This is a genomic window from Thermoanaerobacterium sp. PSU-2, assembly GCF_002102475.1.
Lineage (GTDB): Bacteria > Bacillota > Thermoanaerobacteria > Thermoanaerobacterales > Thermoanaerobacteraceae > Thermoanaerobacterium.
This window is the reverse complement of the sequence record NZ_MSQD01000004.1, coordinates 145,273-159,095: the sequence shown is the minus strand read 5'-3', so window position 1 is coordinate 159,095 and position 13,823 is coordinate 145,273. Positions and strand designations below refer to the sequence as shown.

Sequence of the window (13,823 nt, the reverse complement as noted above, 5' to 3'; positions counted from 1 at the left end):
AATCTTTTTGTTGACTTTATTCGAAAAAACGAATATAATTAGTTGGGAAGGGTGATAACATGGTAACAATTGATTTGTACGATAAGACGGCTGAGTACTTTAAAGCACTGTCACATCCGACAAGAATTAAGATAATAGAGCTTCTAAGCAGAAATGAGATGTGCGTCTGTGAAATGATGGCTGTTTTGAATCTTGACCAATCTCATATTTCAAGACATCTTATGGTGTTAAGAGCAAATGGGATAGTAAAAGATTCAAGAGAAGGGACTAAGATTTATTATACTCTTAAAAACAAGGACATCGTTAAAATTATAGATGAAGTTAAGAAAATAGTTGGGGAGTAAGCATTTGCTTATCTTATATATTCGAATAACCGAATAAAGAAATAAAAATTCAATAAATATATTGACATATGACCAAAACTAAGATATACTATTATTGGTTTAGAAAAGCTTATAGGAGGTCTGAAATGAAAGAAAAGATTAGCTTCAATGATGTTGTAAGGCACTTTTCCCCTGCTTGGTATGCATCGGTCATGGGGACAGGAGGCTTAGCAAATGTTTTGTATATGCTAAGCGGTAAAATGGTGTTTTTAAAGCCGCTTTCTGTAGTAGTTTTTTGGTTAAATATTCTTCTGTTTATACTGTTAATTGGGCCTTGGACAGCGAGATGGTTTTTGCACTTTGACAAATTAAAAGATGACTTAAGGCATCCAGTAATGTCAAACTTTTTTGTCACAATGCCTGTTGGAGGACTCATCTTAGGTACTAATTTCTTTATCATAGGAAAAGATTTCTTCAATATGAGTTTTGTAGTTCTTCTTGGGACTCTACTGTGGGCTTATGGTGTTTTATTAGCTTTAATTTTTGGGGTTTTTGTAACATACAATATGATGTTAATGGATGAAGTAAGTCCAGAACTAACTAATAATTCATGGTATATAACACCTGTGGCAAGTATAGTAATACCGCTTCTTGGAAATCAGCTTGTGAAAGCTTATGTAAAGAAAAGCATTGGTGTAGCACAGATTGTAAATCTTACTGACATTATATTTTTTGGAATAGGTTTATTTCTATTCATAATACTTAGCAGTATAATATTAAACAGGTTTATAAATCATAAGATGCCTCATGCTATGGCGACACCTACATTTTGGATAATTTTAGGACCAATAGGCGTAGGGACGTTAAGCTTAATGGGGATTGCTGATGCGTCGAAATTAGTTGGCCTTATTACAACCACTGATTCTCTAAAAGTGTTATCTCTTATCTTGTGGGGATTTGGAATATGGGCTTTTGTTCTCACAATTGCTATAACTGTCAAATATTTAAGAGAAGGTGGAATTCCTTTTTCACTCTCGTGGTGGGCTTTCATATTCCCGCTTTCAGCATATACGCTTTCTTCATTTAATGTATATATGTATGTGAAGCTTCAAATAGTGTACTGGTATACGCTTTTATTGGCTGCATTATTGATTGTCTTATGGATAAGCACTTTTATAAAGTCTTTAGTTGGGACATTTAATGGAAAGCTTTTGGTTCCTCAGGTGCCTAAAAATAAGAAGTAGGTATTATGTGTAATATGGTTGAAAAGCCATATTACACATCTAAAATATAATTATAGTTAAGAACTATTTTTTAGAGCAAATAGTTATTTTTTTGGCTATTTGATTCGAAAAACCGAATAAAAAGATAAAAGGAGGTGTGATGATGATCATAGCTTTTGCATCAAAAAATCATTTAGGACTTAATAGTGATATTGGAAGTGATATTGTAAATTCTGAATACATCACAGTTGCAGAGATAGAAGATGGCAAATTAAAAAAAGTAAAAAATGTAGAAAACATATTTTACAATGATCAAAAATTAAATGCCAAAGATTTTGTGGACTTTATTTCAAAGACAAATGCAGAGATTTTTGTTGTGATGAATATAAGTGAAGAAATAAAAACAGAACTTTTAAAAAATAACATATCAGTAAAGCTTGTAACATTAGGGAGAATAGCTGATATATTAAAAGGATTTTAAATGTTGAGAGGAGGTGAAAAGCATGGCTAAAAATTGGTATCCAATCATTGACCACGATAAATGCATACAGTGCTATCAGTGTGTTAATTTCTGCAAACACGATGTTTACACAATAGGTGATGATGGTTTTCCGCTTGTAATAAATCCTGACAACTGTGTAGAATTTTGCAGAGGTTGCCAGAAGATATGCGATAACGATGCTATATCTTATTTTGGCGACAATAAATAAGCTTAATTTACAATCTCGCTTAAAGATTTTAAAAAATTATAAATTTAATTGGAGGGAATAATAAAATGAGTAAAAAGGGATTGCTTTTATGTGTATGCCAAGGCACATGTCCTTCATTTCAGGATATGGACACATTCGAAGTTTTAAACACATTGAGAAGAGAAAATATATTTGAATGGGTAGGATTGCACCCACAGCTTTGCGCAGAGGATGGTGACAGGTATTTACGTGAACTTTTGAAAGGTGCAGATATAGATGAGTTATACGTCGCTGCATGTGATCCAGTAATGCAGAGAAAAATGTACAGGGATGCTTTTGACGCAGTAGGATTCGACAGAGAAAAGCATATCGGCATAGAAATAAGAAATATGAACACAGAGCAAGTAATCAATGAGATTAAAAAGACTGTTAAAGAAAAATGAGTTGTAAAAAATAAGTTATATGTAAAAAAGTGCTGCAGGATTTTTAGATGCAGCATTTTATTTTTTAAGATAATGTAAAGTGAAAGTAGTATGCTATAATATAAAACAAAGATTTTAATATAGTTTAAAAAATTGGGAGGTTGTTAAAATGGCTCATCATCATGAACATGAAGTTAAAACTAAGAAAAGCTTAATAACAACGATGTTTTTGAATTTTTCAATAACAGCAGCAGAAATTATTGGAGGGTTATTTTCAGGAAGTTTGTCCCTCATATCAGATGCGCTTCACAATTTTAGCGATGCTATATCTATTATAATTAGTTATTTTGCTATGTTGATATCACAAAGGGAAAATAATGAAAGAATGACGTTTGGATATAAGAGAGCGGAGATTCTTGCAGCTCTTTTCAATTCAGTTGTTTTAGTTGTAATATCTGTATTCTTGTTTAAGGAGGCTTATATAAAGTTTTTCAATCCAGAGCCTATCAATGGAGCTATAATGATTGTAGTCGCACTAATAGGTCTTTTGGCAAATGCACTATCAGTATTTCTGCTTAAAGAAAATGCAGAAGAAAATCTCAACATTCGTTCTGCCTATGTACATCTTCTGTCAGATGCATTGTCTTCTGTAGGAGTGGTCATTGGAGGAATATGTATATATTTTTTTAAAATTTATTGGATAGATCCGCTATTGACGGTTTTAATTGGCATATATATAATTAAAGAAAGCTTTGAAATAATCAACGAATCCGTAAGCATACTTATGCAAGGCACACCTGAAAACATAAATTTAGAAATCGTAAAAAGAGAAATTGAGAAATTACCAAATGTAAAAAATATTCACCATGTTCATGTTTGGCAGACAAATGACGACGATGTACATTTTGAATGCCATGTAAATTTAAAAGATGATGTTAAAGTAAGTCAATCAAAAGAGGTGATGGAACAGATTGAAATTGTTTTAGATGAATTGTTTGACATACACCATGTTACATTGCAGATGGAGTACGAATGTTGTGAAGATGTTGGCTTGATAAAAAAGGTTGATGATACTATTAATTAACACATTTCTGCAATTTAAAGTGGGAGAGGAATGTGATGCGAAATGATAGTCAGTGCTTTTTTGTTTTTAGGCATTATTTCTGGTTTTGTTTTATTTAGAAATTTGAAGGTGCCGTATGACAATCAGCCTCTTGAAAAGCAGTATAAAATTTCTGTCATAATCCCTGCAAGAAATGAAGAGAAAAATCTCCCATATATACTTGAGTCTTTAAAAAATCAGACGTATATGCCTTATGAAGTAATTGTAGTTGATGATTTTTCCTCAGATAGGACTTTTGAGATCGCTGAAAGTTACGGTGTCAAAGTGATGAAAAATACAGAAATGCCAGATGGTTGGACTGGGAAGACGTGGGCTTTGTGGAATGGATATAAAAATTCTACAGGCGATGTATTTGCATTCATCGATGCTGATGTTAGGCTATCTCCCCGTGCTTTGGAGTCATTGGCGAAAGCGAGGGAGAAGGTAAATGGAGCTATATCTGTTGTACCATATCATAGCCCTGAGAAATTTTATGAAAAGCTTTCATTGATACCATATATTTTGGGGATTTTTGCATTTACATCGCCATTTGAAAAATACAATCCACGAAAAGGAATGTATGGCTCTTGTATTGTCGTATCTCGTGAAGATTATGAAAAGGTAAACGGACATCACAGTATAAAGGGAGAGCTTTTGGACGATTTAAATTTAGGAGAGAGATTTACGTCAAATGGTATAAATGTCCAGAATTTCATAGGATACGATCTTATTTCGTTTAGGATGTATCCATACGGTATAAAAAGTGAAGTAGAGGGGTTTGGAAAAGGAGCGATATTAAGCACATCCAAATTAGAAGTTATGACGACAATTTTTATTGCGCTATGGCTTATAGGCTTATTGGCGGTAGAGTTTATTACTCCATTTCTTGCATTTTATAAAAGTGATTTGTTTGGTTTGTTTTTGGTGCTTTACATTATGTACACATTGCAGATAATTTATATAGACAACTGGACAGGGCGTTATGGCATCATAGTTCCTTTATTTCATATATTATCATCGCTATTTTTTATATACATCATGTTTTACTCATTGTACCAAGTTTTCTTTTTAGGATATGTCACATGGAAGGGGAGAAGAATTAAGGTTTAAGGGGGGATTGCGTTGATAATGCTTTTTGTCTTAATAGGATTTCTAAGCGGTTCAATGATGTTTTCGTACTGGTTAGGATTATTGGCTTTAAAAGATATACGTCATTACGGTGATGGAAATCCCGGTGCTTTTAACTTGTGGCATGCGGCTGGATATAAATTTGGTATTTTAGGAGTTGTCCTTGACTTTTTAAAGGGGTACTTTCCATTGTCATTCATGATGGCAAAGGGATACATTAGTGGTACCGAAATAGTTCCTGTGGCTGTCGCTACTATATTAGGTCATGTTTTTTCTCCTTTTCTAAAATGGCGTGGTGGTAAGGGAATAGCTGTTACGTTTGGCGTATGGAGTGCTTTAACATCGTTTAGAGTGTCTATTGCATACGCCGTCATATTGGCGATATTGTATGTCATAGCCGTCATTTTAAACAAGGGAAAAGCTACATCATCTGAACTAGATGGATTGATGGCTGTGGTTGGGATGTTGACTTTGGTATTATTTCTTTATTACAAATCATACCAGATGTATATTTATGATATATGGTTTGCTAATCTTCTCATCATTACATATACAAATAAGGAAAAGCTCTATAAGCTTTATAAAGATTTTTACGAGAAACGTCATGAAAAAAACGCTGTTACGAGATAAGCCAGCAAGAAAACTTGCTGGCTTAAATAGAAAAAGGGTATTGTGGATATGCGTTAATTTAAGTTTATTTCATTATTTTTAATTCTTTTGATGAGTTCTTTAACTTTTGATTCGATTATGTCTCTTGTCTTTCTAAACTCATCTATTGGTTTCCCATCGGGATCATCTAAGCCCCAGTCTTCTTTTAACTTGCAAGGTATATACGGGCATTCTACATTGCATCCCATAGTAATCAAGATGTCCACTTTTGGCGGTATCTCATCTAAAAGTTTTGGATTGTGATTACTTATGTCGATGCCTACTTCTTTCATGACTTCAACCGCATTTGGATTTACCATTTCAGCAAGTTTTGTGCCAGCGCTATAGGCTTCTAATATATCTGACCCTAAATGTTTTGCAAAACCTTCTGCCATTTGACTTCTGCATGAATTTGCTACACAGATGAAAGCTACTTTTACCTTCATACTAAATTCTCCTCTCTTATCTTTCTGTATTTGATTTTTTATTTGTATTCCAGTTGAGCCTTTTCCTAAAATACAATGCTACGTTTACTAACATAAGCATCACAGGAACTTCTATTAATGGGCCAATTACACTTGCAAAAGCCTCATTTGAACTAAGGCCAAAAACTGCGACTGCAACTGCTATTGCCAATTCAAAGTCATTGCTGGCTGCATTTAAACCAACAGTTGTACTTTCTGAATATCCGTATTTTAATTTGTACGACGTGAAAAATCCCAGCAAGAACATTATAATGAAATATAGCGTCAACGGGATGGCTACCATTAAAACTTCCAAAGGCAAAGTTACTATATATTTTCCCTTTAGGGAGAACATAACAATAATCGTGAATAAAAGAGCTATAAGAGTAATAGGACTTATTTTAGGTATAAAATTCTTTTCATACCACGTGTTACCTTTAGCTTTAACAAGTATCAATCTCGATAGAACCCCTGCAACAAATGGGATACCAAGATATATAAGGACAGACGTAGCAATATCTTTTATAGAAATATTTAAATTAATTGCTTTGGTACTAATACCGAAAATCGGAGGAAGTATTTTTATAAATACGTAAGCAAAAATGGAATAAGTGATTACCTGCCATATAGCGTTGAAAGCTACCAAAAGAGCAACAAAATCTCTATCACCATCTGCTAAATCGTTCCAGACCAATACCATTGCAATGCATCTTGCAAGTCCTACCAGTATTACACCTATCATTAGGTGTGGATAATTGTGAAGAAATATAATGGCGAGCAAAAACATCACCAAAGGTCCTATAAACCAGTTGTATAAGATTGCAATTTTAAAAGGTTTTTTTGAAGTTTTGCTTTTTCCTATTTCTTCGTATTTAACTTTTGCAAGTGGTGGATACATCATTAAAATAAGCCCAATTGCAATTGGAATCGACGTTGTTCCTATGCTAAGCTTATTAAGCACATTTGCAAAATTAGGGAAAATGTATCCTATCAAGATACCAATGATCATTGCTAATAAAATCCATACAGTTAAAAACTTGTCTAAAAAAGATAATCTTCTTTTGCTTTCTCTCAATGTCAATTTCCTTTCTTTGTAAATTGTTCGCAAGATATATTGCTTTCCTTATGTTTTTTGTAATTTTCATTGTCTTCTACAAATTTTGGATGATTTCTTAATGTGCTAATAAGGTAATCGTACAATAATTTATTTTCTTTTATAAAATTATCATCAATTTTGTAATAAGCCCACTGGGCTTTTTTTTCATATGCTATGATTCCTTCGCTTTTTAGCTTATTTAGATGGCGGGAAACATTTGATTGAGTCATGTTTAAAATGGCTTCTATATCACATACACATAATGTGTCTTGTGATAAGAGGTTAAATATTCTCAATCTGTTTTCATCACATAATGCCTTAAAGACGCCAACAATATTCAATAGCTACCCTCCTTATGATTATATTTGATTATACTCATATTATAGCTTAACAAATTAAAACTGTCAAATTGATATTGATATTAAATACCATGTAAAAGCATAAAATTGATAATATATATCAACTTATTAATTCCGTATATGCTAAAATAAATGAAGATGTGTTGGCATACAATTTGCATTTATAAAATGATAGGAGGAATTGAAGTGGAGAATTTTATTATCGAAAGGATCAAAAATTTTCCCATTATCGCAGCCATAAGAAACTTAGAGGATTTAAAAGATGTTTACTCATCTAACTGTGAAGTAATATTTTTGTTGACAAGTAATATATTGATATTGAAAGATGCAATTGATGACATTAAATCACATGAGAAAACAGCATTCATTCATTTTGATTTAGTAGAAGGGCTTGGTAAAGATTATAAGGCGGTGGAGTATCTTAAGGAAGTAGTAAAACCAGATGGCATAATTTCTACGCGTACTAATATACTTACATATGCTAAGGAGTTGAATATTCCTTGTATTGAGCGCATTTTTCTACTGGATACGCAAGCGCTAAAAACAGGTTTAAATTCAATTAAGCAGATTGAACCAACTGCAATAGAAGTGATGCCAGGTGTTGCACATGATGTGACGAAAAAGCTTACTACGGAAGTGTATCAACCTATCATTGCAGGCGGTTTAGTTAAAACAAAAGAAGATGTGATAAATGCTCTTTCTTCTGGTGCAGTAGCAGTTTCTACAAGCGAAAAAAGTCTTTGGTTTATCGACTGACAAGGAGGTGGTGGTATTGAGAGTGTAGCTTCAGATTTTAGAAAAAATTTAAAAATTTAAACGGAGGGGTTTTTATGGAAATATCATTGTTTGGCAAGATTTTGTCCGAGTTTTTTGGTACCATGATACTCATTCTCCTTGGTGACGGCGTTGTTGCAAACGTTGTACTAAATAAGACAAAAGGTCAAAATAGTGGCTGGATAGTCATAACAGCAGGATGGGCTTTTGCAGTTGCTGTACCTGTGTATATTACGGGATGGATAGGTGGAGCTCATTTTAATCCAGCAGTGACAATATCATTGGCGGTTTTAGGTAAATTCCCTTGGTCGCAAGTTCCGGGATATATTGTAGCTCAATTTTTAGGAGCATTTGTAGGAGCTTTGCTTGTATATGTGGCATATAGAGATCACTTCCATGCTACAGAAGACAAGAATTCAAAACTTGGTGTTTTTTGCACAATTCCAGCCATCAGAAATCTGTTTTACAATTTCTTGACAGAGGTCATTGGAACTGCAATGCTATTAGTTGGAATACTGGGTATAACAAATGAGCACAATCAAGTTGGGGCATTAGGTGCATTCTTAGTAGGTATTTTAATTTGGGTTATTGGTCTTACACTTGGTGGTCCAACAGGTTATGCTATAAACCCAGCGAGAGATTTAGGACCAAGGCTTGCACATGCTGTATTGCCGATACCAGGCAAGAGAGATTCTGATTGGGGATATGGTCTTATTGTTCCGTTATTTGGACCTATAGTAGGAGGTATTTTAGGAGCTTTGATATATCAGGCATTCATAAATATGTTGTAAAATTTATAAAGGATGAAATATAGAATATAGGGGGAACGTAGCATGTCAAAGTATATAATGGCATTAGATCAAGGCACCACAAGCTCAAGGGCAATAATCTTTGATCACAGTGGAAACATAGTTGCATCACAAAACAAGGAGTTTACGCAGATTTACCCTAATCCGGGATGGGTTGAACACGACCCTATGGAGATTTTGGATTCTCAGATAGAAGTGGCTAAGGCGGTGCTTGAGAAAACTGGGATTAAAGCAGAAGACATTGCAGCAATCGGCATAACAAATCAAAGAGAGACGACTGTGGTTTGGGATAAAAACACAGGTAAGCCAGTGTACAATGCGATAGTCTGGCAGTGTAGGAGGACTGCACCTATCTGCGATGAAATCAAAAATAGTGGGTTTGACAAAGAAATTCTAAAAAAGACAGGTCTTGTAGTTGATGCTTATTTTTCAGGTACGAAGATAAAATGGATACTTGATAATGTAGAAGGCGCAAGGGAGAAAGCAGAAAATGGCGATCTTTACTTTGGAAATATTGATAGCTGGTTAATTTGGAATTTGACTGGTGGAAAGGCACATGTGACAGACTATTCTAATGCTTCTCGTACGATGCTTTTCAACATATACGAATTGAAGTGGGATAAGGACATATTAGAATATCTTGGCATTCCAGAATCGATGCTTCCTGATGTTAAACCGTCCAGCTATGTATACGGATACACGGACAAAAACATATTTGGCGTTGAAATACCTATAGCAGGTGATGCAGGTGATCAACAAGCAGCACTATTTGGTCAGACCTGCTATGACAAAGGAATGGCTAAGAATACTTATGGAACCGGATGCTTTATGCTTATGAATACAGGTGAAAAGGCTGTACCGTCTAAGAATGGGTTGCTTACCACGATAGCATGGGGCATCGATGATAAAGTTGAATATGCCTTAGAAGGAAGCATATTTATAGCTGGTGCTGCCATACAGTGGCTAAGAGATGAGCTTAAGATAATTGACAATTCACCGCAAAGTGAAGAATACGCTCAAAGGGTCAGTGACACAAATGGAGTATACGTAGTGCCGGCATTTGTGGGATTAGGTGCACCATACTGGGATATGTATGCGAGAGGCGCGATTTTGGGATTGACAAGAGGTGTGAAAAGAGAGCACATAATAAGAGCAACGTTAGAATCTTTGGCGTATCAGACGAGAGACGTCTTAGAGGCTATGCAGGATGATTCTGGCATAAAGCTAAGCGCATTAAAGGTTGACGGAGGAGCATCTGCAAATAACTTCTTGATGCAATTCCAGGCAGACATACTTGGCGTGCCTGTAGATAGACCTACTGTTATAGAGACGACTGCATTAGGCGCATCATATCTTGCAGGTATTGCTACGGGATTCTGGAGCGGCAGAGAAGAAGTAGCAAAGAATTGGGGAGTTGACAGGCATTTCGAGCCTAATATGGACGATGAAACAAGAGAAAAACTTTATGCGGGATGGAAAAAAGCCGTAGAAAGGTCTATGAATTGGGCTAATTAAGTGGTATAATTAAATTGATAAACAAAAGATACAATTGAATATTAGGATGGCGGAGAATAGGAGAGCCATATATAACCGGAGAGCCGGCTATATATGGCTTTGTCTTTTTTTAAGATTAATTTTGGTAGCTGAAAGGGATGGTAAAATGTACGATGTCATAATAATTGGCGGCGGTGTAGTAGGTTCATCAATTGCCAGAGAATTATCTAAATACGACATTAAAGTTCTGCTTATAGAAAAAGAAGATGATGTTGCGTCAGGTGGTGCATCAAAAGCCAATAGTGCCATACTTCATGCTGGATACGACCCAGTGCCTGGCACATTGAAAGCCAAGCTAAATGTAAGAGGAAACGAAATGTTTGATGAGCTTTGCAAAGATTTGGATGTTCCAATGAAAAGAGTTGGTTCACTTGTTGCCGCATTTTCACAAGATGAAGTAGATAGCCTTTATAAATTGTATGATAGAGGGCTAAAGAATGGCGTCAAGAATATGTCTATTATATCTTCAGATATGGTTAAGGAAATTGAACCAAACATAAACGACACAATTGTTGCTGCTTTATATGCAAAGACAGCAGGCATTATATGTCCTTACGGTTTTGTAATAGCTTTGGCTGAAAACGCTGCACAGAACGGCGTCGAATTTGTATTTAATCAAGAAGTCGTATCTATAGATAGAGAAGACGATGTTTTTAGGGTAAAAACGCAAGACAGTGAGTATTTTAGCAAATACGTAGTAAATGCGGCGGGGCTTTATGCAGATGTGATAAACAACATGGTAAGCGATAAACATTTCTCGATTCATCCAAGAAAAGGCGAATATTTGATTTTAGATAAAGAAGAAGGTTATTTGGCAAATACAGTTATATTTCAGGTTCCTACAAAGATGGGGAAAGGAATACTGGTGTCGCCAACTGTTGATGGAAATTTGCTTATAGGGCCTACATCTGAGGATATAATCAATAAGGAATTTCGAAAGACTACTTACAAAGGATTGGAGAAGGCCATAAAAGGTGCCAAAAAAAGCGTTGAAAAATTTAACGAAAGGAAGACGATAACACAATTTACTGGCGTAAGAGCTGTGCCAGATGTGGATGGGGAAGATTTTATTATAGGCGAATCAGATGTTAAAGGGTTTATAAATGTAGCAGGCATTGAATCACCTGGTTTCACATCATCACCAGCAATTGCGGAGATGGTAAGAGAAATTCTTAAAGATGCAGGACTTAAAATGGCTGAAAAAGATAATTTTAATCCCAAGAGAAAGCCTGTCATCCGCTTTAATGAATTGACAGATGAGGAAAGAAATGAACTGATAAAGAGAGAGCCTGCTTATGGAAAGATCATTTGCAGATGTGAAACAGTTACTGAAGGTGAGATAATTGATGTCATAAGAAGACCTGTTGGAGCAAAAAGCATTGACGGCGTAAAGAGGCGTGTTAGAGCTGGCATGGGCAGATGTCAAGGTGGATTTTGCAGTCCCAGAGTGTTAGAGATTCTGTCAAGAGAGCTTAATGTAGATCCCCTTAGAGTTACAAAGTTTGGCGGCAATTCAAATATTTTAACAGCCAAAGCGAAAGAATACGTCGCAAATTTGTACAAAGAACTATTAAAAAGCGAGGTGTAGATGATGATGGAATACGATATAGTAATAATTGGTGCAGGTCCTGCAGGACTTGGAGCAGCAGTTGAAGCGTATGAAAAAGGTGTAAGAGACATTTTGATAATCGAAAGAGACAGCTATCCAGGAGGAATACTTCAGCAGTGTATACACAATGGATTTGGACTTATCGAATTCAAAGAAGAATTATCTGGTCCGGAATACGCAGAAAGATTTATAGAAAAGGTAAATAAATATGGAATAAAGATTATGCTTAATACGATGGTATTAAACATATCAAGCGATAAAGTAGTTAAAGCAGTAAATCAAGAAAATGGCGTCATGGAGATTAAAGCTAAGGCGATAATACTTGCGATGGGCTGTAGAGAAAGGCCAAGAGGGGCAATCAGCATACCTGGCACAAGACCTGCAGGGATATTTACGGCTGGGACGGCACAAAGGTATGTAAATATGGAAGGATACATGCCTGGCAAAGAGATTGTAATATTGGGTTCTGGCGATATCGGACTTATAATGGCCAGAAGGTTTACACTTGAAGGTGCTACAGTAAAAGCCGTTGTTGAACTTATGCCTTATTCCAGTGGACTTACCAGAAACATTGTTCAGTGTTTAGATGATTTTGGCATACCGCTTCTTTTAAGTCATACTGTGATAGAAATACGCGGCAAAGAAAGAGTTGAAGGCGTGACGATAGCACAGGTAGATAAAAACAAGAGGCCAATATTAAACACGGCTAAATACTTAAGTTGTGATACTTTAATATTGTCTGTGGGTTTGATTCCTGAGAATGAACTGTCAAAAAGCGCAGGCATAATATTAGATCCCGTTACTGGGGGACCGCTTGTAAATGAAAGCATGGAGACGAATGTGGAAGGGATATTTGCCTGTGGCAATGTGTTGCAAGTGCACGATCTTGTGGACAACGTAACAAAAGAAGCAAGGCTGGCGGCTGATTCTGCAGTAAAGTACATTAATAATATGTTAATAAAAGAAGGCCGATATATCGTCGCGAAAGCTGGTTCAGGCATTAGATATGTGGTGCCGCAAATAGTAAATTATGAGAATATAGATGCAAAAGTTAAATTTCACATGAGGCCTACTGATGTGTATAAAAACGCTTATATCGCTGTGAAATCAGGTGGCAGAGATATAGTCAGGAAAAAAATGCAGAGGCTAACACCAGGAGAGATGATATTAATAGATGTGCCAAAAGAGAAATTTTTAAGAGATGATCTATCTCCAGCAGATGAAATCACATTCGAAGTAGAGGTGGTGTAAAATGATAAAAAAGGAGTTAACATGTATTGTCTGTCCCAATGGTTGTCGCTTGGTTGTGGAAATAGAAGGAAAGGAAATTGTAAATATCACAGGATATGAGTGCAAAAGGGGATTAAAGTATGCTGAAGATGAGATAGTTGCCCCCAAAAGGACTCTGACTACAATAGTAAAGGCTGAAATGGGTCATCTTCCAGTAGTTTCTGTCAGGACTAAAGAGCCAATTCCAAAAGAGCTTATCGGCAAAGCCGTATTGGAGCTATCTAAAATAACTTTAAAGCCACCGATTAATGTAGGAGATGTCGTTGTCAAAAACATCTTAAATACTGGTGTAGATGTTATTGCAACGAGAAATCTTTACAGCAAATAATTGTT

The 13,823-nt window shown here is 35.6% G+C and carries 17 protein-coding genes; 14 read left to right on the top strand and 3 right to left on the bottom strand.

Going from position 1 to position 13,823, the window contains the following annotated elements; genetic code table 11:
• Positions 1–59 precede the first annotated feature (59 nt).
• The 8 genes from BVF91_RS04880 (at position 60) to BVF91_RS04845 (ending at position 5,517) form a co-directional block, all read left to right on the top strand.
• Positions 60–344 (top strand): ArsR/SmtB family transcription factor, encoded by a 285-nt coding sequence (locus tag BVF91_RS04880; RefSeq protein WP_085112350.1) that lies wholly within the window; start codon positions 60–62, stop codon positions 342–344.
• A 125-nt stretch (positions 345–469) separates the two neighbouring features.
• On the top strand, positions 470–1,567 hold the full coding sequence (locus BVF91_RS04875) for a TDT family transporter (RefSeq protein WP_085112349.1): 1,098 nt from the start codon (positions 470–472) through the stop codon (positions 1,565–1,567).
• A gap of 142 nt (positions 1,568–1,709) precedes the next feature.
• Positions 1,710–2,027, top strand: coding sequence for a NifB/NifX family molybdenum-iron cluster-binding protein (locus BVF91_RS04870; RefSeq protein ID WP_085112348.1), 318 nt, complete (start codon positions 1,710–1,712; stop codon positions 2,025–2,027).
• Between the two features lie 22 nt (positions 2,028–2,049).
• On the top strand, positions 2,050–2,256 hold the full coding sequence (locus BVF91_RS04865) for a 4Fe-4S dicluster domain-containing protein (protein ID WP_014758088.1): 207 nt from the start codon (positions 2,050–2,052) through the stop codon (positions 2,254–2,256).
• A gap of 65 nt (positions 2,257–2,321) precedes the next feature.
• The gene (locus BVF91_RS04860; protein WP_085112347.1) at positions 2,322–2,678 is read left to right on the top strand and encodes a heterodisulfide reductase subunit A-like protein; all 357 of its coding nucleotides are present in this window, start codon (positions 2,322–2,324) and stop codon (positions 2,676–2,678) included.
• A gap of 148 nt (positions 2,679–2,826) precedes the next feature.
• Positions 2,827–3,741, top strand: a complete 915-nt coding sequence (locus BVF91_RS04855) for a cation diffusion facilitator family transporter (RefSeq protein ID WP_085112346.1) — start codon at positions 2,827–2,829, stop codon at positions 3,739–3,741.
• A 42-nt stretch (positions 3,742–3,783) separates the two neighbouring features.
• Positions 3,784–4,869, top strand: coding sequence for a glycosyltransferase family 2 protein (locus BVF91_RS04850; protein WP_085112345.1), 1,086 nt, complete (start codon positions 3,784–3,786; stop codon positions 4,867–4,869).
• A gap of 18 nt (positions 4,870–4,887) precedes the next feature.
• On the top strand, positions 4,888–5,517 hold the full coding sequence (locus BVF91_RS04845; RefSeq protein ID WP_464852089.1) for a glycerol-3-phosphate acyltransferase: 630 nt from the start codon (positions 4,888–4,890) through the stop codon (positions 5,515–5,517).
• Positions 5,518–5,570: 53 nt separating this feature from the next.
• Here BVF91_RS04845 and BVF91_RS04840 read toward each other — a convergent pair whose 3' ends face one another.
• The 3 genes from BVF91_RS04840 to BVF91_RS04830 are packed head-to-tail and all read right to left on the bottom strand — an operon-like array spanning position 5,571 to position 7,436.
• Positions 5,571–5,981 carry an arsenate reductase ArsC gene (locus BVF91_RS04840; RefSeq protein WP_085112343.1) on the bottom strand — a complete coding sequence of 137 codons (411 nt, stop codon included), beginning with the start codon at positions 5,979–5,981 and terminating at the stop codon, positions 5,571–5,573.
• A gap of 16 nt (positions 5,982–5,997) precedes the next feature.
• Positions 5,998–7,074, bottom strand: coding sequence for an ACR3 family arsenite efflux transporter (gene arsB / locus BVF91_RS04835; RefSeq protein WP_085112342.1), 1,077 nt, complete (start codon positions 7,072–7,074; stop codon positions 5,998–6,000).
• A 2-nt stretch (positions 7,075–7,076) separates the two neighbouring features.
• Entirely contained in the window at positions 7,077–7,436 is a 360-nt protein-coding gene (locus BVF91_RS04830; protein ID WP_085112341.1) for an ArsR/SmtB family transcription factor, read from the bottom strand.
• A 204-nt stretch (positions 7,437–7,640) separates the two neighbouring features.
• On the opposite strand from BVF91_RS04830, the gene BVF91_RS04825 reads away from it, so the two are divergent.
• The 6 genes from BVF91_RS04825 (at position 7,641) to BVF91_RS04800 (ending at position 13,818) form a co-directional block, all read left to right on the top strand.
• Entirely contained in the window at positions 7,641–8,210 is a 570-nt protein-coding gene (locus BVF91_RS04825; RefSeq protein WP_085112340.1) for a glycerol-3-phosphate responsive antiterminator, read from the top strand.
• 74 nt (positions 8,211–8,284) lie between these two features.
• Entirely contained in the window at positions 8,285–9,019 is a 735-nt protein-coding gene (locus tag BVF91_RS04820; RefSeq protein WP_085112339.1) for an MIP/aquaporin family protein, read from the top strand.
• Between the two features lie 42 nt (positions 9,020–9,061).
• A complete protein-coding gene (glpK, locus tag BVF91_RS04815) occupies positions 9,062–10,552 on the top strand; it encodes a glycerol kinase GlpK (protein ID WP_085112338.1) in 1,491 nt (496 codons plus the stop codon).
• 145 nt (positions 10,553–10,697) lie between these two features.
• On the top strand, positions 10,698–12,179 hold the full coding sequence (locus BVF91_RS04810; RefSeq protein ID WP_085112337.1) for an NAD(P)/FAD-dependent oxidoreductase: 1,482 nt from the start codon (positions 10,698–10,700) through the stop codon (positions 12,177–12,179).
• A gap of 3 nt (positions 12,180–12,182) precedes the next feature.
• Complete coding sequence (locus BVF91_RS04805; RefSeq protein ID WP_085112380.1) at positions 12,183–13,451, top strand: NAD(P)/FAD-dependent oxidoreductase; 1,269 nt, start codon at positions 12,183–12,185, stop codon at positions 13,449–13,451.
• 1 nt (position 13,452) lies between these two features.
• Entirely contained in the window at positions 13,453–13,818 is a 366-nt protein-coding gene (locus tag BVF91_RS04800) for a DUF1667 domain-containing protein (protein ID WP_085112336.1), read from the top strand.
• Positions 13,819–13,823: the final 5 nt, after the last annotated feature.